Annotated in this window: 16 protein-coding genes and 2 pseudogenes; 8 read left to right on the forward strand and 10 right to left on the reverse strand. The window is 72.6% G+C overall.

Annotated features, from left to right (window positions below; all coding sequences use genetic code 11):
- The first annotated feature begins 53 nt into the window (after window positions 1–53).
- Complete coding sequence (locus OHU34_RS02545; protein ID WP_405764373.1) at window positions 54–3,449, forward strand: hypothetical protein; 3,396 nt, start codon at window positions 54–56, stop codon at window positions 3,447–3,449.
- Between the two features lie 109 nt (window positions 3,450–3,558).
- Here the strand turns inward: OHU34_RS02545 and OHU34_RS02550 are convergent, their stop codons facing one another.
- Window positions 3,559–3,684 carry a hypothetical protein gene (locus OHU34_RS02550; protein ID WP_268267477.1) on the reverse strand — a complete coding sequence of 42 codons (126 nt, stop codon included), beginning with the start codon at window positions 3,682–3,684 and terminating at the stop codon, window positions 3,559–3,561.
- A gap of 374 nt (window positions 3,685–4,058) precedes the next feature.
- Between OHU34_RS02550 and OHU34_RS02555 the strand changes: the two genes are divergently transcribed.
- Window positions 4,059–4,808 (forward strand): hypothetical protein, encoded by a 750-nt coding sequence (locus tag OHU34_RS02555; RefSeq protein WP_230195062.1) that lies wholly within the window; start codon window positions 4,059–4,061, stop codon window positions 4,806–4,808.
- A gap of 94 nt (window positions 4,809–4,902) precedes the next feature.
- Here the strand turns inward: OHU34_RS02555 and OHU34_RS02560 are convergent, their stop codons facing one another.
- Window positions 4,903–5,193: a hypothetical protein gene (locus OHU34_RS02560; RefSeq protein WP_230195061.1), complete on the reverse strand. Its 291-nt coding sequence runs from the start codon at window positions 5,191–5,193 to the stop codon at window positions 4,903–4,905.
- A 226-nt stretch (window positions 5,194–5,419) separates the two neighbouring features.
- Between OHU34_RS02560 and OHU34_RS02565 the strand changes: the two are divergent.
- The 5 genes and pseudogenes from OHU34_RS02565 to OHU34_RS02585 form a co-directional block, all read left to right on the forward strand.
- A pseudogene (locus tag OHU34_RS02565) lies at window positions 5,420–5,725 on the forward strand (UTRA domain-containing protein); the annotation flags it as partial.
- A gap of 450 nt (window positions 5,726–6,175) precedes the next feature.
- On the forward strand, window positions 6,176–7,021 hold the full coding sequence (locus OHU34_RS02570; RefSeq protein WP_142270387.1) for an MIP/aquaporin family protein: 846 nt from the start codon (window positions 6,176–6,178) through the stop codon (window positions 7,019–7,021).
- 24 nt (window positions 7,022–7,045) lie between these two features.
- Window positions 7,046–8,563, forward strand: a complete 1,518-nt coding sequence (gene glpK / locus OHU34_RS02575; protein WP_142270386.1) for a glycerol kinase GlpK — start codon at window positions 7,046–7,048, stop codon at window positions 8,561–8,563.
- 122 nt (window positions 8,564–8,685) lie between these two features.
- Complete coding sequence (locus tag OHU34_RS02580; RefSeq protein ID WP_405764378.1) at window positions 8,686–9,300, forward strand: hypothetical protein; 615 nt, start codon at window positions 8,686–8,688, stop codon at window positions 9,298–9,300.
- Window positions 9,301–9,312: 12 nt separating this feature from the next.
- Window positions 9,313–9,537, forward strand: coding sequence for a hypothetical protein (locus OHU34_RS02585; RefSeq protein WP_405764381.1), 225 nt, complete (start codon window positions 9,313–9,315; stop codon window positions 9,535–9,537).
- Window positions 9,538–9,589: 52 nt separating this feature from the next.
- On the opposite strand, the gene OHU34_RS02590 is transcribed toward OHU34_RS02585, so the two are convergent.
- The 7 genes and pseudogenes from OHU34_RS02590 to OHU34_RS02620 all read right to left on the reverse strand — a co-directional run bounded on the left by OHU34_RS02590 (window position 9,590) and on the right by OHU34_RS02620 (window position 17,080).
- Window positions 9,590–10,972, reverse strand: coding sequence for a nucleotide pyrophosphatase/phosphodiesterase family protein (locus OHU34_RS02590; RefSeq protein WP_142270385.1), 1,383 nt, complete (start codon window positions 10,970–10,972; stop codon window positions 9,590–9,592).
- Window positions 10,969–12,138 carry a metabolite traffic protein EboE gene (eboE, locus tag OHU34_RS02595; RefSeq protein WP_142270384.1) on the reverse strand — a complete coding sequence of 390 codons (1,170 nt, stop codon included), beginning with the start codon at window positions 12,136–12,138 and terminating at the stop codon, window positions 10,969–10,971. The genes OHU34_RS02590 and eboE overlap by 4 nt, the downstream gene beginning before the upstream one ends.
- 3 nt (window positions 12,139–12,141) lie before the next feature.
- Complete coding sequence (locus OHU34_RS02600; protein ID WP_405764385.1) at window positions 12,142–12,990, reverse strand: TatD family hydrolase; 849 nt, start codon at window positions 12,988–12,990, stop codon at window positions 12,142–12,144.
- On the reverse strand, window positions 12,990–13,685 hold the full coding sequence (locus OHU34_RS02605) for an EboA domain-containing protein (protein ID WP_405764388.1): 696 nt from the start codon (window positions 13,683–13,685) through the stop codon (window positions 12,990–12,992). The genes OHU34_RS02600 and OHU34_RS02605 overlap by 1 nt, the downstream gene beginning before the upstream one ends.
- Window positions 13,686–14,142: 457 nt before the next feature.
- Window positions 14,143–14,967 (reverse strand): annotated as a pseudogene (locus OHU34_RS02610) (sugar phosphate isomerase/epimerase family protein); the annotation flags it as partial.
- Window positions 14,964–16,001, reverse strand: coding sequence for an SCO3242 family prenyltransferase (locus OHU34_RS02615; protein ID WP_405764390.1), 1,038 nt, complete (start codon window positions 15,999–16,001; stop codon window positions 14,964–14,966). The pseudogene OHU34_RS02610 and the gene OHU34_RS02615, both read right to left, overlap by 4 nt.
- Window positions 15,998–17,080, reverse strand: coding sequence for an inositol-3-phosphate synthase (locus OHU34_RS02620; RefSeq protein WP_235034817.1), 1,083 nt, complete (start codon window positions 17,078–17,080; stop codon window positions 15,998–16,000). The genes OHU34_RS02615 and OHU34_RS02620 overlap by 4 nt, the downstream gene beginning before the upstream one ends.
- 953 nt (window positions 17,081–18,033) lie before the next feature.
- Here OHU34_RS02620 and OHU34_RS02625 point away from each other — a divergent pair.
- Window positions 18,034–18,891 carry an AfsR/SARP family transcriptional regulator gene (locus tag OHU34_RS02625; RefSeq protein WP_142270378.1) on the forward strand — a complete coding sequence of 286 codons (858 nt, stop codon included), beginning with the start codon at window positions 18,034–18,036 and terminating at the stop codon, window positions 18,889–18,891.
- Between the two features lie 48 nt (window positions 18,892–18,939).
- Here the strand turns inward: OHU34_RS02625 and OHU34_RS02630 are convergent, their stop codons facing one another.
- Window positions 18,940–20,043 (reverse strand): pentapeptide repeat-containing protein, encoded by a 1,104-nt coding sequence (locus OHU34_RS02630; protein WP_405764394.1) that lies wholly within the window; start codon window positions 20,041–20,043, stop codon window positions 18,940–18,942.
- Window positions 20,044–20,226 lie beyond the last annotated feature (183 nt).

A 20,226-nucleotide genomic window follows, 5' to 3' on the forward strand; every position in this document is an offset into this window, starting at 1 on the left:
GGCGGTCCACTTATCCGATCGCATGAACGAATATCGCCGGGCACAATCAGCGGATGCCGATCAACGCGGAGCAACTGCTCTCCGCCCTCGCACCGCTGCCGTTCCCCGCGCGCCTGACTCTGACGGCGCGGACCGCACGCAGCCTCGCGGACCACGGGACGCTCGCCCCGCTCCTGACCGAGTTGGACGGGCGCGGGCCGTACGAGCGCCGGCTCGCGGCGTTGGCGGCGCTCGTCGGACGGGACGCGGGGTTCCTCGCGGAGCGGCTGGCCGACCCGGACCCGGTCGTCGCCGGCTATGCGCGGCGCGCCGCACGTGACCTGCCCGTACCGGACCGGGCGGTGGAGGCGGCGTACGACGACGCGCCGGCCGTGCTGCGGCAGCGGCTGGCCCGGCTGCTCGCCGCGGGAGGCCGTACCGCGCTCGCCGAACGGCTGGTGGCGCGGCTGCGCGTGGAATGGGGCGACGTCGAGGCCGCGCGGCTGCTGCCGGCCTGCACTCCCTCTTTCGTGGCGCGGGAGTTGCCGGGGCTGGCACACGCCGTCGACGGCTGGACGCGGCTCGCGGGCCGGCACCCCGACCCCGTGCTGGACCACGCCGAGCAGACCCTGGCCGACCGGGCGGGCGGCCCGCAGCGGGACGACTGGTGGCGTCTGCACGCCACCACGGTCGCGGCACTCGCGCCGCTGCGCCCCGAGCGGGTGATGGGCCTGCTGGAACGGCACGGTCCCGGCAGTCTGCCGCCCGCGCTGAACAGCGGACTCGGCCCCCTCGTGACCGCCGACGCCCAACGCGTGATCCGCTGGATCACCTCCCCCGACCGCCGGGAACAGCGCCATGAGCCGATACCGCCGCCCGGAGTGCTGCACAGGCTCGTGCGGGCCGAACCCGCGGCGCTGACCGCGCTGGGCCGTCACTGGCTGAACCGCGGCGACCACTTCAGGGCCCTGGTGAAGGCCATCGCGCCCGGCCGACGCCCCGCGTTCGTGGACGCGGTCGCCGACGCGGGGACGCAGCGGAACGCGGCGCTCAGTGTCCTCGGCCTGCTGCCGCGCGAGCGCCGCTGGGCGGAAGTCCGGCGTGCGGCGGCCGAGTTCGACGGCACCGGCTACTGGTGGGACGACCTGGACACCCTCGCCCACGGCCCGATCGACGAGGCACGTCCCGCGCTGCTCGCGGCGATCGGACGGTCCGACGCCGACGACCGGGCCGCCGCCTGGCCGCTGTTCGTGGCCTGCGCCGCCCGGGACGGCAGCCGGGAGGCGATCACCGAGCTGCTGACCACGGCGGGCCGCCGTCTGCGCAACGAGCGGGACCCGGTACGCGCCGCGGCGCTCGGCGCGCTCGCCGGGACGCACCCGCGGCTCTTCGGCGCCGACGACGTCCCCCTGCTGGACGTGATCGCCGCCGGCGTACTCGAGGCCCGGGACAGTTCCGCCGGGACCTTGACGGCACTGCGCACCCTCGCCGTACGTCTGCTCGTCGAGCACGCCACGGACGAGGCGTCGGAGCTGCGGCACTGGGCGCTGCGCACCCTGGAGCGCATCACGAGCCGGGTCGGCGTACCCGACTTCGGCCCCCTGCACCGCGTCCTGCGGCGGGGCCAGGAGCACCAGGTGTTCGAGGCCCTGCGCCCCTGGCTCGACGCCGGGGCCGGACGCGCCGACTTCCGGCTGCTGCTGGGCCTGGCCGCCGCACTGGGGCCACGCGCCCGGCGGCTGCCCGAGCTCCAGGAGAGGCTGGTCACGGCCCTGGAACGCGGCGACGACGAGACCTTTCGGGTGGCGGCCGAACTGTGGCTGGCCGCGCCGGCGACCCGCGGCGAACGGGTCGCCAGGATCGTCGCGCTCGAACCGTCGTCGGTCGTCCTCCCGCCCGTACGGCGGGTACTGAGCCGACGGCGCACGGATCTGCTGGACTCCCTGCTCGACGCGTCCGCGCCCTACGGGCGCTTCCTGGTGGACGGGGCCCGGCGCCCGCTGCCGGACCTCGGCGACAGCGACCGCTGGCTGCCCCGCCAGCAGCGGGCGGCGGTGCTGCTGGCCGGAGAGGCGATCGCGGACGATTCTCTTCCGCTCGACGAGCGGGCCGCCCTCATCCGGGCCGCGGCCCCGGTGCCCGAGTTCGGGCGGGCGCTGGCACTCGCGCACAAGGACGACCCGGAGGTCGTCGTCGCCGAGGCCGCGCTCGGCGCCCTGCCCTGGACCGATCGGCCCCACGACACCCTGCCCGCGCTCCTGGAGCAGGCGGGCAGCGACCGGGCCCGGGTGGCCGTGTACGCGGCGTCCCGCGCCGCCCGCTTCACCGCTCCCTCCGAACTCGCCCTCGCCCTGGGCGCGTTGCTCACCGGGGAGCGGCCCGCGAAGGTGACCTCCCGCAAGGAGGCCGTACGGCTCGCCGCGTGCTTCCTACCGCCCCGGCGGGCAGTTTCCCTGCTGGCGGGCACCTTCCAGGCTCCCGACCGCCACCCCGACGTGCGGGCCGCCGTCGTCCGCGCACTGCCGCCGCTGCTCGGCGAGCCGGCAGCCTGGCACCTGCTCGACGACGTCGCGCGCGACGACGCCCGACCCGTGCACGAAGCACTTCTGGCCGTCACCCCCTGGGAGTTGGCCGAGACGCACCGCCGCGCCTACGCCGCGGTGGTCGTCGCGGCGTACGACACGTCGCTCGCGCTCACGGAGGGTTTCGGGGGCGGCTATGCCGTGCTGCGCGCCATGGGGGTGTGGTGCCGCTACTCGACCGACCTGGCCGTCCGTATCACTCGTACCGTCTGCGACCTCGGCGAGCGTACGCACTGGCAGTTCGCGGGGTGGGTGATGCGCGATCTGGCCGTGTCCGAGCTGCCGCACCCCGTGGGCGGGGCCGCGCCGGGCAGCATGTTCCACGGCGCGGTGGCCGAGTTGCTGGCCGCGATGCACACCGACGAGGGCGGCTGTGACGCGCTGGAGGGCCGGGACCTGCCGGCGCTGCAGCGGCTCCGGAACCTGACGTCGTTCGGCTACGTCGACGGAGTGCGAGCCGAGTTGCTCGAAGCGGTCGCGGAACAGCTGGCGTCGGAACCTCTACTGGTCGCCGAACGCGCGCACCTGCTGGGCCAGTTGGTCGATCGCACCGTGGAGCCGTCCGCGCTGCTCGAACGACTGCAATACCTCGCGGACGCTCTTGAGGGCGCCGGTACGACCGTCGCGACCCACACGTCCGACCGGCTGCGGCCGTCCTCGGCGTATCGCGCTGTTCCGCAGCGTGCCGAGGCCCTGCTGGCCGCGGCCGACCGGTTCGCCCGCGACGGCGGCACCGCGACGGGCCTGCTGGCGGTCGGCCTCGCGAAGGGCACGGGCGGCCCGCTCGACTGGCCCGAGGAGTGGCGATCGCTGCTGCGCCTGCTGCGCGGACACCAGAACGCCGACGTACGCCACGAGGCGTACAGAACCATGACAGAGAATGAATGACCCCGTGCTGCCCGGCGCCTGGAACTCCCGCTCGTCCGTCGAGTCCTCAGGTGAGCGCCATCCGGTGTGTCGGCCTGGGCGAGCGTGAGGAGGTGGCCTGCCGGCGTCCTCAACCCGGAGGCGTCGCCTCGATGACGACCTCTCCGCCCAGGTCGCGGACCTCGACATGTGCGCCTTCCTCCCACCTGAAGACCCCGGTGACTCCGTCGGTCACCGCACTCACGTGAGTGGTCATCGACGGAGAAGCGTCAGGTTCGGGGGCCATACCCAAGCAGCGCGTACCGACGAGGTCGAGTGCACCAAGAGTGCCCGGATAGAGGCCGACGGCGCAGCTCGCTGTACGGCCCGGAACCCGTGGGGCAGACTGCCGGCATGGGGGATGTGCTCAGCGGTGGCCCGGACCGACCGCCCTGGAGACCGCCGCGTCGGCTGATCGCGGCAGCCTCGGCGACGGCCCTGTCCGCTGCCCTCGTGGTGGGCATCGTGACCATGGGCGGGTCGGACGAGCAGGCCCCCGCAACGCCCTTGGACTCGTCGTCGGCATCGGCTTCCGGAAGTGCCTTTCCTGACGGCCCGGACACGACCGTCAGGGCGGGGCAGACCCCTGGCATGGTGATCACAGGGCTGCCACTGCCTCAGGGTGCCACGCTGATCAAGCGTGACCGCACGGCGAACGCAGGACCGTCGACGGTGGTGCTACGACGCTCGGACGGGTCCCTGGGGCGGCACGGCGCGGTGGTCACGTTCCCTGTACCGGCGCCGGCGAAGGGGCGCCCGGTCCAGGTCGGCAACGTCTCGGGAAGGAGTCTCGAACACGGGATCACCTGGCCGGTCGGGGACGCCTACGCACGGATCCGAGGAGATCTGCCGCAGTCCGAACTGGTCGCTGTCGCTGCGGCCACTCGCGTCGTCTCGGGCCGCCCGGTCGTCGAACCGCCGCCCGCACTGTCGGTGACGGCCACCGGCAGCTCACGCCCGCTCTATGTGCACGAGGCCCGGTACGGCTCAGCCGAGACCGGGGAGGCCGACGAGCTGTCAGGAGGCCTGACCTTCACCGGCGCCGCCCGGTGCGGCGGCCTCGAGGACCAGTTGTACGGCGGCCGTGTCCGGACGGCAGGGACCGTGCACGGCAAGCCCGCCGTCATCACCTCCGCGTTGGGTGGCAATGGCGCGCTGGCCTGGGAGCCGGTGCCCGGTGTTGTGGCGTACGTCGGCTACAGCGGGGCGCAACTCGACGAAGGTGCCGTCGCCGCCCTGCACCGCCTGGCCGCGCGGACGCGTCTGCTGAGTCCCGGGCAATGGCAGGCCACCAGCCCCACGACGAGCGATCAGATCAACGACTTCGACCCCTTCGACTGATGCCCTCGCACCGATGCCTCCAGGGGCCTGTCTCGCTCGTCCACATGGCCGCGCGGCCGGTGCGCCCGGTGACCGTCCGGGGCCGCCGAAGGCCTCAGGTCTTGTCGGCGACCTCGACGACGTTGTCGGCGCCGGACGCTTCGTCCTGGGCCATGCCGAGGAAGCGCCGGATCGCTTCGACCGGCATGTCGAGCCCCTCGGACGCGGACTGCTCGTCGCCGAACACCTGCACTGCCTCGGTGACGGCCAAGGCCAGTTCGACCTCTGCCTTGCGGACCTTGGTCTCGGCCTTGTCCACGGTGTCCACCACCGCCAGCTGACGGCGCTGCTTCTCCTGAAGTCTCTGCTTGCGGGAGAGGTTCTTGTCAAAGCTCTGCACAGACATGACCAAGATCATAAACAGTCGCGCGCGTGCCCACGAAATCGGCGACTCTGCTCGCGTCCGGTCGACTACGGCACTGGCAGCGGAGGTTGACGGGCAGTCAGCTAAGGGTCGCACCGATCACCAACCCGCGTGCACCGCCGACCCGGTCCGAGGCGGACTGGTGACCACCCCGGCTGGTCCTACCCGTCCAGCCGGGGCTTGCCGAAGGGGAGGTCTAAGGGGCGTGGTCCAGACCATCGAGCCCACCGTCGTCAGCCAGGCGGAGGCCAAGCTCCTCGGGGTACCCCATCTGTCTCCCGCGCTCCTGTTCGAGCGCCTCACCAGAGACACCGGCGGCCGGCCCGTCGAGTACGTCCACTCCGTCTACCGGGGAGATCGCTACCGCATCGTCTCCCGCCTCACCCTGGGTCCCGCGGCCACCCGTGAGTCCACCGCGGCGGCGGGACACCTCCCGGGCATCCCGCCGGGTGCATTCGCCCACCAGGACTCCGTCGCCCTGACCACCCAGGGCGACATCCAACCCGCCCGCTGACGCTCACCCCCTCGATCCGGCGAACGGCCACCCGGCCTCAAGCGGTCCGGCCCGAGCGACCCACCCAGCGACGGCGCCGCGACCACCACCGTCGGCCGGACCGGCTGTCCGCGATGCGCTCGCGGAGGTACGTGTGCGGCAGCCCGGCCGTCCGGGAGGCGAGTTCCTCCGACGCCGACAGACAGGAGCCGTCGCTGCCTCTCGGTTCACGTTCCCTTTCCACGTACGGCGGGGGCGGGGCGTCCTGCGACTGTCGACACCTTCGACCACGGACCGCGCACGGATGGTGGACGGCGCGTCACCGGGGTTCCCGCACCCACGGTGATGGGAAGGCCGAGAAAACGAAAAATGCCCCATTTGTGCGCTTAGTCCATGATCGCCCTATGCTGTTGTCCGGGAGAGCTCGAGCAGTCGACGTGCCGGCTCAGCGCCGGCGGGAAGCGGGCTTCCATGGCTGAGCGATTCAAAAGGTTGGGGTTGGTCGGCGAAATGTCGGCCGAGTTCGTGGGCACGATGATTCTCATTCTCTTCGGCTGTGGCGTGGTGGCCCAGGTGGTCGCCGGTGGAGCGCTCACGACGCCGCCGGGAGGACTCGGAAACCACGACAGCATCGCCTGGGCCTGGGGCCTCGGCGTCACCCTGGGCGTCTACGTCGCGGCGCGACTGAGCGGCGCCCATCTCAATCCGGCGGTGACGGTCGCCCTGGCCACGTTCAAGGGCTTCCCGTGGAGCAAGGTGGCGCCCTACGCGCTGGCCCAGACCGCCGGCGCCTTCGTGGCGGCCCTCATCGTGCGGTGGAACTACACCGAGGCACTGGCGAAGGCCGACCCCGGGCACACCATCAAGACACAGGGTGTGTTCTCCACGCTCCCCGCCAACGGCAATCCGAACCTGCCGGTCCACGAGTGGGGCGCGTTCCGTGACCAGGTCATCGGCACCGCCATCCTGCTCCTGCTGATCCTGGCGGTCACGGACCTGCTGAACACGCCGCCGGGTGCCAATCTGGCCCCCTTCATCGTCGGTCTGATCGTCGTGGCCATCGGTATGGCGTGGGGCACCAACGCGGGTTACGCGATCAACCCGGCACGTGACTTCGGGCCCCGATTGGCGAGCTTCATCACGGGCTACGGCACAGCATGGCGAGATCAGTACGGGAATCTCTACTTCTGGGTGCCGATCGTCGGTCCCCTGATCGGCGGCCTGCTCGGCGCCGGCATCTACAAGGTCTTCGTCGGCCGGTTCCTGCCGACGGCGGAGCCCGAGCCTCCCGGCCGAGTTCCGTCCCCCGAGGAATGACACCCACAGCAGAGGCGGCAACCCATGGCTGACTTCGTCGGCGCGGTGGACCAAGGCACCACCAGCACCCGATTCATGATCTTCGACCACTCCGGCAACGAGGTGGCGAAGCACCAGCTGGAGCACGCCCAGATCCTTCCGCGCTCGGGGTGGGTCGAGCACGACCCGGTGGAGATCTGGGAGCGCACCAACTCGGTGATGCAGAACGCGCTGCGACACGGCAACCTCTCCCCCGAGGATCTCGCCGCGATCGGCATCACCAACCAGCGGGAGACCACCGTGGTGTGGGACCCGCGCAACGGACGTCCCTACTACAACGCCATCGTCTGGCAGGACACCCGCACCGACTCCATCGCGGCGGCCCTGGAACGCTCGGGCCAGGGCGACGTCATCCGCCGCAAGGCGGGGCTGCCGCCGGCGACCTACTTCTCCGGCGGCAAGATCCAGTGGATTCTGGAGAACGTCGACGGCGTCCGCCAAGCGGCGGAACAGGGTCACGCCCTCTTCGGCAACACGGACGCCTGGGTGCTGTGGAACCTGACCGGCGGCCCCGACGGCGGGGTCCACGCTACCGACGTGACCAACGCCAGCCGCACCATGCTGATGGACCTGGAGACCCTCGACTGGGACGACGAGCTGCTGGGCTTCTTCGGCATCCCCCGGCAGATGCTGCCCACCATCAACCCGTCCTCCCACCGCGAGGCGTTCGGCGTGACCCGCTCCTCCCGGCCGCTGCGCGCCGCCATCCCCATCACCGGGGTGCTCGGCGACCAGCAGGCGGCCACGGTGGGACAGGTCTGCTACGCGCCGGGCGAGGCCAAGAACACCTACGGCACGGGCAACTTCCTGGTCCTCAACACCGGTACGGAGCTGGTCCGTTCGCAGCACGGTCTGCTGACCACCGTGGCGTACCAGTTCGGCGACAGCCCGGCGATCTACGCCCTGGAGGGCTCCATCGCCGTCACCGGGTCGGCGGTGCAGTGGCTGCGCGACCAGATGAAGATCATCAACAATGCGGCGGAGAGCGAGACGCTGGCGCGAACCGTCGAGGACAACGGCGGGATGTACTTCGTTCCCGCCTTCTCGGGCCTGTTCGCTCCGTACTGGCGCTCCGACGCCCGCGGCGCGATCGTCGGTCTGGCCCGCTACAACGACAACGGCCACCTGGCCCGGGCGACCCTGGAGTCCATCTGCTACCAGAGCCGCGACGTGGTCGAGGCCATGGAGCAGGACTCCGGAGTCCACCTCGACGTGCTCAAGGTCGACGGCGGCGTCACGGCCAACGACCTGTGCATGCAGATCCAGGCCGACGTCCTCGGCGTACCGGTCAGCCGTCCGGTCGTCGCCGAGACCACCGCGCTCGGCGCCGCCTATGCGGCGGGTCTGGCCACCGGCTTCTGGCGCGACACCGACGAGCTGCGCACGCACTGGCAGGAGTCCAAGCGCTGGGAGCCCCAGTGGTCCGAAGACCAGCGCGCGGAAGGGTACGCGGGCTGGAAGAAGGCGGTGGAACGCACGCTCGACTGGGCCAAGGTCGAGTAGCCCCGGTGAAGACGGTGGAAGGGGCGGGCCCGAGGGTCCGCCCCTCTCACCGCCTGCTGCCTGGTCAGGCCTCGGCGCAGGCGGCGGCTGTCCCGAGGAAGGTCGTCAGACGAAGGCAGGGCGTGCGCAAGGCAGGTTTCCTCTCTGAGGAGGCGGAGTCCTGGTACGCCGAGGCGGACGTCCTGTTGCAGCGCGTGGGGGCACACCATGCCCAGGGCCTGCGCACGCTGGGACTGACCACCATCCGGCTCGCCCAGGACCGTACGGCCGAGATCGAACCGGTGATGCGCGCCGTGTACGAATCCGTCGGTGCCCCGGTCGGGGTGGCACTCGCGCTCGTCCTGGCCCGCCTCGACAGGCTCGACGAGGCGCAGGCCGTGAGCTTCCCCGCGGAACCCGTCACCGACCACCTCTACGGCATGGAACTCGACTTCCGCTCCCAGCTCGCCGTCCTCCAGCACGACCAGGAGACCGCGGCCGCGCTGGTCGAGCACCTGTTGCCCCTCCGGCACCAGCTGGCCGGGGCGGCCGGCGCGGTCTACGCGACCCGTCCCCTCGCCCACGCCCTCGCCGACCTGTACCGGCTTCTCGACGAGCAAGGATCCGCGGCCGCGAACTACGTACTGGCCGAACGCACGGCCCTCGCGTGGGGCTCACCCCATCTCGCCGGGAGTGCCCGCCGAGCCGCCGCGGAGCTGTCCGCGGCACACGCACGGCGGCGGACCCTCGCGACATAGGTCGCCCCGACCATGCCGCACCTGCCGCACCTGCCGCACCTGCCGCAGCGCGAACGGGCCTTGATCGGAATCGGCGATGCATCCGGATCCAGCGCGGGTCTCAACGTCCTGTTCGCCCACGCCGACCGCATCGAACTCATCGCCGGCCCGCTGCTCGAACGGGTCCTGTCGGTGTCCGGCCTCACCCGTCTCGTCACGGTCCGGTACCCGCGGCCGGACGGCCCCGCCGGCGCGTGAGGGCGGCTGCGGGGCGTGAGGGCGGCCGACGTGAGCGGCACCGGACTTCGGCTCAGCCGATGCCCGCCAGCCGCAGCAGCAACGGCTTGACCTCCGTGGCGGCGAGAGAGCCGGCCACCTCACCGGGGCGTGAACACAGCAGGACGGGCCCCTCCTCGGCACGCTGCGGCAGCCGGCCGTGGCTGCCGCGCACCGGGGAGGGATCCAGCGGGACCACCGCCAGCCGGTACCGCATGCCGAGCTTCTTGCGGGCCAGCGCACCCGCCGCCTTGACCTTCACGTACGGGTCCAGGGGATCCATGAACAGCTCGGCCGGGTCGTAGCCGGGTTTGCGGTGGATCTCCACCAGCTGCGCGAAGTCGGGCGCGCGGGCGTCGTCGAGCCAGTAGTAGTACGTGAACCAGGCGTCCGGCTCCGCCACGGCGACGAGTTCACCGGAGCGCGGATGGTCGAGACCGTGCTTCTTCTTGCCCTCGTCGCCGAGGAGTTCACCGACCCCCGGCAGTTCCTCCAGCACCTCCCGCACACGGGGCAGGTCCTCGGGACGGCGCACATAGACATGCGCGAGCTGGTGATCGGCGACCGCGAAGGCACGCGACGTCATCGGGTCGAGGTACTCCATGCCGTCCTGGGTGTGCACCTCGAGCAGACCCGCGCGGCGCAGGGCACGGTTGATGTCGACGGGCCTGCTCACCTCGCTGATCCCGTACTCGGACAGCACGACGACCGTACGGCCCGCCGCCGCCGCCTCCTCCAGCAGCGGTGCCAGTTCGGTGTCGAGGTCGGTGGCGGCCTTCAGCGAGCGCGGGTCGCGGGGGCCGAAGCGCTGCAGGTCGTAGTCCAGGTGAGGCACGTAGCACAGGGTCAGGTCGGGACGCCGGGTGCGGTTGAGGTGCCGGGCCGCGCCGATGATCCAGGCGCTGGACGGCAGGCCTGCGCCGGGTCCCCAGAAGTGGAAGAGGGGGAAGGTGCCGAGTTTCTCGGTGAGTTCGTCGTGCAGGGCCGGGGGCCGGGTGTAGCAGTCGGGTTCCTTGCGGCCGTCGGCGTAGTAGATCGGACGGGGGGTGACGGTGTAGTCGGTGTCGGCGCCCATCGCGTACCACCAGCAGATGTTGGCGACCGTGTAACCGGGGTACGCCCGCCGGGCGGCGTCCCACAGCTTGTCACCGGCCACCAGACCGTTGTGCTGACGCCACAGCAGGACATCGCCGAGCTCACGGAAGTACCAGCCGTTGCCGACGATGCCGTGCTCCGCGGGAAGCGTCCCGGTGAGGAAGGTGGACTGCGCGGCACAGGTGACAGCCGGCAGCACCGTGCCCAGCTCGGCCTGCGAACCGCGGCCGGCCAGCGCCTTGAGATGGGGCATGTGGTCCAGGAGCGCGGGGGTCAGGCCCACCACATCCAGGACGAGCAGGGGGGTGGGGCTGGTGGTCACTGCTGCTCCTTGAGTCCGAGGTCGGCCAGCAGGTCGGCCGCGAGGCGGAGTTCGGCGGCGATGCCGTCGGCGAGGGCGGCGTCGGTGGTGGGGCGGGAGCGGGCGGGCAGGGCCTGCCAGGTGTAGGTCTCGACCTCCAGGTGGCGGGTGCGCGGGTGCGGGCCGCCGAGCAGGACGCTCAGGGTGTCGCGCAGCACGTCCAGGGTGGAGGTCAGCGGTGGGGCGGGGGGTGCGTGCAGCGGGACGTGGAAGTGGGCGCGCCAGGGCACGGTGTCCGGCAGCGCGCCCTCGGTCAGCGCCTGGCCCAGATCGTCGGTGCCGTGCAGGGTCCCGAAGACGCGGGCCCGGGTCTGGTGCAGGAAGCGCGGTTCGTCGAAGGCCGCGAGCGCCGCGCGTACGGCCGGGTCGCTGGGGTCGTCGGCGTGCAGGGCCGCGGACAGCTGGGTCTTGAACACCGTGATGCCGGCCCGGTCCAGGGCGGCCAGCGCGCCGACGGGCTCCTCGAAGCCGGTGGCGAGGTGGCAGGTGTCCAGGCACAGGCCGATGCGGTGGGCGGGCAGCGCAGCGAGCGGGGCGAGCGCGTCGGCGGTCGACTCCACCACGCAGCCCGGTTCCGGTTCCAGGGCGATACGGATCTGGCGTCCGGTGGCTTCGTACAGGTCGTCCAGGCGGCCGGCGAGTTCGTTCAGCGCGCTGTGGGCGCGGTGCGCGGCGCTTTCGTCGTAGGCGGTGCGCCAGGCCAGCGGGAGGGTGGAGATGGTGCCCTCGGTGATGTCGTCGGGCAGCAGGGCGGCCAGCAGCCGGGCCAGGTCGGTGGTGTACGCGAGCCGCTCCGGGTCGCTCCAGTCGGGCCGGTAGACGCGGTACTTGACCTCTTCGGCGCCGAAGCCCTCGTAGGGGAAACCGTTGAGGGTGACCACTTCCAGGCCGCGCCGGTCGAGTTCGGTGCGCAGCCTGCCCGGTGCGGCCGGGTCCGCGGTGAGGGCGTGGACCGCGTCGCGGGCCAACCACAGTCCTACGCCCAGCCGTTCGACGCCCAGCCGGCGGCGGACCGGTTCGCAGTGGGCGCCGAGCTGGGCGATGACACCGTCGAGGGTTTCGGCGGGGTGGACGTTGGTGCAGTAGGCGAGATGGACGGTCGAGCCGTCGGGGTGGCTGAAGCGCACGGTTCACTCTCCGCCGCGGAGCAGGGAGTTGCCCTCGTGCAGGGCCGCGGGTGCGGCGGGCTCGAGGACGAGGCGGCCGCTGAGCCCGTAGAAGGCGACGGGGTTGCGCCACAGCACCTGGTCCACGTCGTCCTCGCCGAAGCCCGCGGCGAGCATCGCGTCGGCGACCATACGGGTCTTCAGCGTGTCGCTGTTGCCCCAGTCCGCGGCGGAGTTGACCAGCACCCGGTCGAGTCCGTACTCGTCGAGGACGGCGACCATACGGTGCTCGTCCATCTTGGTGTCCGGGTAGACGGAGAAGCCCAGCCAGGCGCCGGAGTCCTTGGCCTCCTTCACGGTCGTCTCGTTGAGGTGGTCGAGCAGGACCCGCTCGGCAGGCAGCCGGGACTCGGCCACGGCGTCCAGGGTGCGGCGCAGTCCGGCGAGCTTGTCGCGGTGCGGGGTGTGCACCAGAGCGGGCAGGCCGTGCTCGGCGGCGAGTTCGAGCTGGGCGGCGAGGGCGGTGTCCTCGGCGGGGGTCATCGAGTCGTAGCCGATCTCCCCGACCGCCACGACGCCGTCCTTGACGAGGTAGCGCGGCAGCTCCTCCAGGACGGGCAGGCAGCGCGGGTCGTTGGCCTCCTTGGGGTTGAGGGCGATGGTGCAGTGGTGCGCGATGCCGTACTGGGCGGCGCGAAAGGGCTCGAAGCCCAGCAGCGCGTCGAAGTAGTCGAGGAAGCTCTCCGGCGAGGTCCGCGGCTGGCCGAGCCAGAAGGAGGGTTCGACCACGGCACGCACCCCGGCTTCGTGCATCGCCCGGTAGTCGTCCGTGGTGCGCGAGGTCATGTGGATGTGCGGGTCGAAGATGCGCATCAGGCTTCCTTGGCGGCGAGGGCGAAAGCGAGGACGTGGTGCAGGTCGTCGGGGACGGGCCGGGCGGCGGCGGTGCGCTCCGCGGCGAAGTCGGCGAGCATGCGGGCGAGTTCGCCGTCACCGCGGGCGCGGTCGGTGAGCCCGGCCACGGCGGCCAGCGGTACCTGGGTGAACAGGCACTTCAGTACGGCGTGCCGCCAGGCGTGGGCGGGCAGGTGGGCGGCGGCATAGGGGCCGACGGCCGCCGCCACGAGCCGGGTGTCGTTGGCGCGCAGCGCGTCCTCGACCAGCGCCACACCCTGAGCGGGTGTGAGGGGCAGGTGCGGCAGGGCGAGCAGGACGGCGCGGCGTTCGGCGCCGCTGCCGTGGTCGTAGAGGCGGGCCACGGCGGCCGCGCTCGGGCGGGCGGTGCGCAGCAGCAGCACCCGGGCCGCCTCCGCCGCCTCCGGGCCGGCACACACCCGGCCGGCCGCGGCGAACCGCAGCTCCCACGCGGGTACGCTCCGACGCGACGTGGCATCCCGCGCGGGAGGCTCGGGGGCCGGGCTGTCGGGAGACGCGGTATCCCTCGCGGGAGGCTCGGCAGGGTCCTGGTCGGGGGGCGCGGCGGCGCGTGCGTCGGCGAGCGCGGCATCGAGCCAGGCGGCGGCCTCGGAGCCGAGGCGGGCGGACAGTTCCTCTCGGATGACCGACATGCGGGTTTCCTTACGCGGACGACGGCGGGGAGACGGTGGGGAGCGCGGCGGAAGCGGGACCGGGCACAGCGCCAGCGCCCGCGGCCGCGGCGAGACGCGCGGCGGACGGCGGCGCGGCGGGCGTGCCGGGCACTACGGCGGACATGCCGGGCACTACGGCAGACACGCCGGGCGGCGCGGCGGAGGCGCCGAGGGTCGCGGCAGACGTGCCGGGCGGTGCGGCGGAGACGCTGGGAGCTGCGGCGGACGTTCGGCCAACAACAGCTCGGTCGGGCGGAGTTGGAGCGACGTCAGCGAGTGCCGGGGTGGCTCTGCCGGCGGGGGGCGCGGCGGGCGTCGGGCTGGTGGGGGCCGGGCCAGCGGGCGTCGGGCCGATGGGGGCCGGGCCGGCGGCGGCCAGGCCTGTGGACGTCGGGCCGGCGGCGGGGGGTTGGTGCTTGAGGGTGGTGAGTTGGGTGCGGAGGAACGCCATGGAGGAGCGCGCGAGTTCGGGGCCGGCGTGGGAGTGGCGGGGCAGTTCGACCACCGTCAGCCCCTGGTATCCGGTGGCGTCCAGCGCGGCCAGGACGGGCGGGAAGTCGATCTCGCCGTCGCCGAAGGGGAGGTGTTCGTGGACGCCACGGCGCATGTCCTCGATCTGCACGTGCCGCAGCCAGGGTCCCGCCGCGGTGACACAGTCCGCCGGCGGCAGCGGCTCCAGGCACTGGCAGTGGCCGATGTCGAGCGTGAGACCGAGCAGCGGATGGTCGTCGAGCTGCCCGCGCAGCCGGTGGAAGCCGGCGAGTGTCTCCAGCAGGTGACCGGGCTCCGGTTCGATCGCCAGCGGAACCCCCACCTGCGCCGCGGCGTCCAGGACCGGGGTCAGGGAAGCCCCGAGCAGTTCCCATGCCGCATCCTCGCCCGTGCCCGCGGGACGGACACCGCTGAAACAGTGCACCGCGTGAGCGCCGAGGTCCGCGGCGACCCGCACGGCGGTGACCAGTAGCGCACTCCGCGCCGCCCGCCCCTCGGGCTCCGCGTCCAGCAGGGTGGGACCGTGCTTGCGGCGTGGGTCGAGGACGTAGCGGGCGCCGGTCTCCACCGTGACGGACAGACCGAGCGTGTCGAGCCGGTCGGCGACCCGCGCGACGCGCCCGGCCAGGCCGGGGCCCACCGGGTCGAGGTGCATGTGATCCAACGTCAGCCCGACGCCGTCGTAGCCGAGTTCGGCCAGTACATCCAGTGCGTCATCGAGCCGCAGATCGCTCAGGCCGTTCGTGCCGTAGCCCAGACGGACACTCATGTGGGGCTCACCTTCCCGGCCAGCCGACGTGCCACAGGCACGAGCCCGGCAAGCAGCGCGGCGGAGACGGGCGCGCCGGAGCGGGCCGCGAGAGCCGCCTGGAGCGGGATCAGCGCACGGATACCGCCGCCCACGGCCCGTTGGGTCAACGCCGGCGACGGATTGAGCACGGCGTGCACCAAGGGCCGTCCAGCCGTGACCACATAGCCACCGGCCAGCACGGCCCGGCCGAGCCCGCCCGGCCCGCCCGGTGTACCTGGTGCACCGGGCACGCCGAGGGCGCCGGCGGGCCCGCTCCGGCGCCACCGGGCGGCCGGGCCGGACCGCCCATCGGTGCCGACCAGGGCGCCGAGGACGGCCGTCACACCGAGTGCGGCGAGCGGGCCGCCCCACGCGCCGCCCCGCGTCTCGGCCCGCGAGACGGTGGTGAGCGCGTAGGTGTGCGCGCCGAGCGCGGCAGCGGGCAGCAGCGCTCGGCGCACCGCCCCGGCGGTACCACCAGCCGACGGGCCCGCCCCGGCCCCCGCCGGGGCAGCCACCGTGGCGCCCGCGGAGGGGCCGGCCGGGGGGTGCCCGGCTGACGGGCCGGCGGTGGCCACGGCGCCCATGAGCAGGTCCAGGCCGCGGGCCGCGGCCATCGCCGCCGGGCCCGCGGCGGTGTGCTTCAGCCCCAGGTCGTAGGCCCACACGGTGCCCGCGAGAGCCGTCGCGCACCATGCGGCGGGCCGGCCCGCGGCGAAACCCAGACCCAGGCCCGCGCCCGTCAGCACGGCGGCCGCCGCCAGCGCCTGCCCGGGGGCGATCCGGCCCGAGGGAACAGGCCGGTGAGGGCGCTCGGCGGCGTCCTCGTCCCGGTCGGCCCAGTCGTTGAGCGCCATCCCCGCCTCGTACAGGCACAGCGAGGCTCCGACGGCCAGAGCGGTGGCGGCACCCGGGCGCCGGCCGCTCGCCGCGGCCCCCGCCAGCACGTCCCCGGGAACGGTGAACAGCGCCGAGACGCGCAGCAGTTCGGCCCAGTCACGGAGCTCGCTCACCGGCCGCCCGCCAGCCGCTCGGCGAAGGCGACCAGGGCGTCGTACTGCTCGGCCAGCGCCGCGGAGCCGCCGTCGGGATCCTTGAAGTAGAAACCCAGCTCCGCGAGACCGCCGGTGATCCCCACCTCCTGCGCGCGGGCGGTCAGCCGGGCCAGGTCGAGCACGAGCGGTGCGGCCAGCGCCGAGTCGCAGCCCTGCCAGATCGTCTGGAGCACCATCCGCGAGCCGAGGAACCCCTCGAAGGCCACATGGTCCCAGGCCGTCTTCCACTCGCCCAGGGCGGGCACCTCGTCGATGTGCACCTCCCCCTCGGGCAGCGCGCCCAGGTTGTCCTCGAGGACGCGGTTCTTGCCGGCGTTCTTCGCCGCGGCCGCCGCCGGATCGGCCAGCGCCGCCCCGTCTCCGCCGCCCAGCAGATTGGTCCCCGACCAGGCCCGCACGCCCAGGGCGCGCTGGCGGAACATCGGCGCCAGCACCGCCCGCAGCAGGGTCTGCCCGGTCTTGCCGTCGCGGCCCGCCCACGGCACGCCCGCCCGCTGGCGCAACTCCTCCAGCGCCGGATGGCCCACTCCCGTCGAGGGGGTGAAATTCACGTACGCGCAACCCGCCCGCAGCGCCGCCGCGGCGTACAGCGAACTCGCCGGCAACCGCCCGTCCGCCACCGGGACCGGCTCGGTGGAAGCGACGTTGACCACCACCGTGCGCGCCAGGCCCCGGCGTCGGGTGAAACTCTCGATGTCCGCGGCGAACGCCGCTGTCAGCTCCTCGTCACTGCGGCCGTCACCCGCCGCCGGTCCTCCCGGACGGATCTCCTCGTCGGCCGCGGCGAGTTCACCACGCACCGCCCGCACCAGCCCGTACGGCAGCACGCCCTGCTCCCCCAGCACCTCGGCACGCTTGACCAACGGCCAGTCCACCGTGTCATGCCCGCCGAACACCAGCGACGACAACGCGGGCAGCCCCGCGGCGGCGAGCTCCTCGGTCTCGGTGACCAGACCTGTCGCCGGATACAACCCCGCCACCAGCCCGGCACACCCCGCGACCACCGTCGTGGCGACCGACCCGCGCGCCCCGACCAACCAGACACCCGTACCCGTAACCCCACCGCCGACAGCAGTGGCACCAGCAGCGGGCGACTCGGCGAACTCAGACACGACAACCTCCCGAAACTACGTCAGCGATGACAAACGAAAACCACCCGGGACACAGACCACGCAGCACTCTCGGCACGCCGCCGCGCAAAAGGGACGACCGGGAGCCGCAGAATGAGTTCACGAGCAGGTGAGACGGTCGGCAGGACTGTGACGCCAGGCGATCAAGTAACCCGGGCACCTGTCCGACCAGAGACGACCTGCACCTCCTGACAGCCATTCGGAAACGCAATCATTTCCGGCGGCGACATCACTGACGGACTCCACGCCGCCCTCCGTGCCGGAATACGTGGCATTTCCCGGCATGCTAGTCCGCGTGCCTTACGGAATGCAGGGCCCGGCCCGCTCACCCCGGTCCTTCGTGGACCAATTCTCCAGGAGAATTCAAGTCCGCCCGGCAGGCTGCCGACGGACGGGTGACGCCTGAACCCGTGGCGGCCGGACGCGACGGCAGCGGCCCGGAGGGCGAGTGTTTTCCCGCCTCGGACAGACCGGACGGGAAGCCGACCCTGCCCGTAGCCGGGCCGCGGCAGCCCCGTGAGGAGGAGGGTCCGCACCACGACGGACGGCCGGACTCCCATTCCGCCGCCACGGCCGGAAACGGGCGACAGCGTCAGCCCGCCGGCCGACCCACGTCCGCACACATCGCCAGCTCGCACAGGCCGCGCCGGGCGTCCGACGGGTTCCCTTTCACCGCCCGCACTGGAATACCGCTGGAGAACCACTCGGCGCCGCCTCGCGCTCCCCTCCACGAAACCTTCAGGCCCCCTCGCGGCCGACCCTCGAACACTCCGCGACAACCCCCACCGAAGACACTATCGAAAGCCACACCACCGCTTCGAACCGACCGCCACGCAACACGCAAACGGTACGGAGGAACAATGGACATAAAAGTTCTGGGTGCACTCGACGCCGAAATCAACGGAAAAGACATCGTCCCCACCGCAGGCAAACCCCGCCAGATCCTCGCCCTCCTCGCCCTCCGGCCCGGCCAGGTCGTCCCCGTCCCCACCCTCATGGAGGAACTCTGGGACACCGACCTCCCCGACAGCTCCCTCACCACCCTCCAGACCTACATCCTCCAGCTGCGCCGCATGCTCGGCCGAGCCCTCCTCAGCACCGGCACCAACTCCCCGGGCACCACGGAGGCCGACACGCCCACCCCGACCGCCAAGGACATCCTCGCCACCCGCTACGGCGGCTACCTCCTGCAGATCCCCCCCGACACCGTCGACGCCCACCGCTACGAACAACTCGCCGCCCAGGGCCACAGAGCCTTCGAGAACGGTCAGGACAGCGACGCCGCACGCCTGCTCGACCAAGCTCTCGGCCTCTGGCAGGAACAAGCACTCGTCGACGTGCCGCACGGCCCCGTCCTGCGCATCGAGACCATGCGCCTGCACCAGAGCCGCCTCGTCACCCAGGAACGCCGCATCGATGCCGAACTCCGCCTCGGCCACCACAGCGAACTCACCGCCGAACTCACCCACCTCACCGCCCGCCACCCCCAGCACGAGGGCCTCCACTCGCAGGCCATGCTCGCCCTCTACCGCTCCGGCAGACAGGCCGCCGCCCTCGACACCTACCGCCGCCTGCGCCAGCGCCTCATCGACGAACTCGGCGTCGAACCCTCACCCCAGCTCCAGCGCATGCACCAGGCCATCCTCACCGTCGACCCCCGCCTCGACGTCATCGCCGACCCCCACCACACCCCCACCTACGACCTCTACACCACCTGACACCAGGCCGGCGAGACCCCACCGGACACACCCGCATCCGGGTCCCGGTCACGGCATGGAACGCAGCTGCGGGTGCTGCGTCGTGATCCCGGAAGGCTGGAGCAGCGGCGGAGGTTCGGGGCCGGGATCCTCGGCGACGACGACGCCCGCGGCCGAGGGGTCGAATCCGGCCGGCCAGCGTGTGCGCTCGCTGGCCAACGCGCCGGTGAGTCGGGCCTGGTGCAGGTCGGCCGTGCTCAGGTCGGAGCCACGCAGGTCGGCCAGGCGCAGGTCGGCGCGGCGGAAGACAGCGCCCCCCGCATCGGCCTTGCGCACGTTCGCCTCGCGCAGGTCGGCCTCGGTGAAGTCCGCGTCACGCAGGTCCGTCTGGACGAGCCGTGCGCCCTTCAGGTCGGCCAGCGCACAGCGGGCCCGGCGCAGGATCGCCGTCTTGAGGTCGGCGTGCCTCAGGTTGACTGCGACGAGGGACGCCTGGGTGAGGTTGGCGTGGTAGAGACCCGCCGCCTCCATGCAGGATCGGTCGAGGTTGACCTCGTGCAGCCACAGCCCGTCGCAGTCCGCCCGGCGCAGGTCCGTGACACTCAGGTTGATCCAGGACTGCTCCCGGGGTTGCAGCAGCAGCACTCCGAGCCCGGTCAGCGCCACCTGGGCGTCGGGGGCCCGGACCTCCAGCGGCACGACGTCGTTGATGGGGACGTCCGTCGCCGGAGCCTCCGGCCCGACGGGCGGCCAGGGCAGGTGTGTACGCAGGTAGGCGGCCTGGATGGAGATGACGGCCTCGCGGTCGCGGGCGGAGTGCTCCGCGATCCGCCACAGCGCGTGGAGTCCGCCGATACGCGTCTCCAGCTTGTCACTGCCGAGTTGATCGACGGCCGTGCTGAACCGGTCGGTGACATAGCCCTCCTGGGTGGCGCGCAAGCCGTCCTGGCTGACGCGCAGTTGCCGCCAGGTGGCGTACGCGCCGAACAGCACGACCAGACCGCCGACGGCCTGGAGCAGGGTCGTGCGGACGTCGTTCACCGCTGTCAGCCGGTCCTGCGCGGGGACCCTCGCCCCGGCGAGGTCGTGGTCGACCACCACACCCGGCAGGAGGACGAGCACCGCGCCCAGTACCGCCAGCCCCACCGCCCCGGCCAGCACAGCCCCGGTCACACGATGCCTGGCCGGCCTGGCGGGCCACGTCCTGCGCCCACGGTCCGGCTCCCCCGTCTCCATGGGCATGGAAGCGTAGGCGCGGCCCGGAAAACGATCAAGAGGCGCCGAGCGGGTGCATCGGATCCGGTGCCCGCCCCGCGGGGTGAACGGCGGATCCGTTCCGTAGGTGTGCAGGGCATC

The sequence above is a fragment of the Streptomyces sp. NBC_00080 genome, from assembly GCF_045041255.1.
Classification (GTDB): domain Bacteria; phylum Actinomycetota; class Actinomycetes; order Streptomycetales; family Streptomycetaceae; genus Streptomyces; species Streptomyces coriariae.

What these genes read in the sequence shown, in the direction of transcription:
- OHU34_RS02560 (WP_230195061.1), bottom strand. Translation starts at nt 5,193, where the DNA reads ATGTCTGTGCAGAGCTTTGACAAGAACCTCTCCCGCAAGCAGAGACTT.
- OHU34_RS02605 (WP_405764388.1), bottom strand. Translation starts at nt 13,685, where the DNA reads ATGTCGGTCATCCGAGAGGAACTGTCCGCCCGCCTCGGCTCCGAGGCC.
- OHU34_RS02550 (WP_268267477.1), bottom strand. Translation starts at nt 3,684, where the DNA reads ATGACCACTCACGTGAGTGCGGTGACCGACGGAGTCACCGGGGTCTTC.
- glpK (WP_142270386.1), top strand. Translation starts at nt 7,046, where the DNA reads ATGGCTGACTTCGTCGGCGCGGTGGACCAAGGCACCACCAGCACCCGA.
- OHU34_RS02545 (WP_405764373.1), top strand. Translation starts at nt 54, where the DNA reads ATGCCGATCAACGCGGAGCAACTGCTCTCCGCCCTCGCACCGCTGCCG.
- OHU34_RS02570 (WP_142270387.1), top strand. Translation starts at nt 6,176, where the DNA reads ATGGCTGAGCGATTCAAAAGGTTGGGGTTGGTCGGCGAAATGTCGGCC.
- OHU34_RS02625 (WP_142270378.1), top strand. Translation starts at nt 18,034, where the DNA reads ATGGACATAAAAGTTCTGGGTGCACTCGACGCCGAAATCAACGGAAAA.
- OHU34_RS02555 (WP_230195062.1), top strand. Translation starts at nt 4,059, where the DNA reads ATGGTGATCACAGGGCTGCCACTGCCTCAGGGTGCCACGCTGATCAAG.
- OHU34_RS02600 (WP_405764385.1), bottom strand. Translation starts at nt 12,990, where the DNA reads ATGCGCATCTTCGACCCGCACATCCACATGACCTCGCGCACCACGGAC.
- OHU34_RS02585 (WP_405764381.1), top strand. Translation starts at nt 9,313, where the DNA reads ATGCCGCACCTGCCGCACCTGCCGCACCTGCCGCAGCGCGAACGGGCC.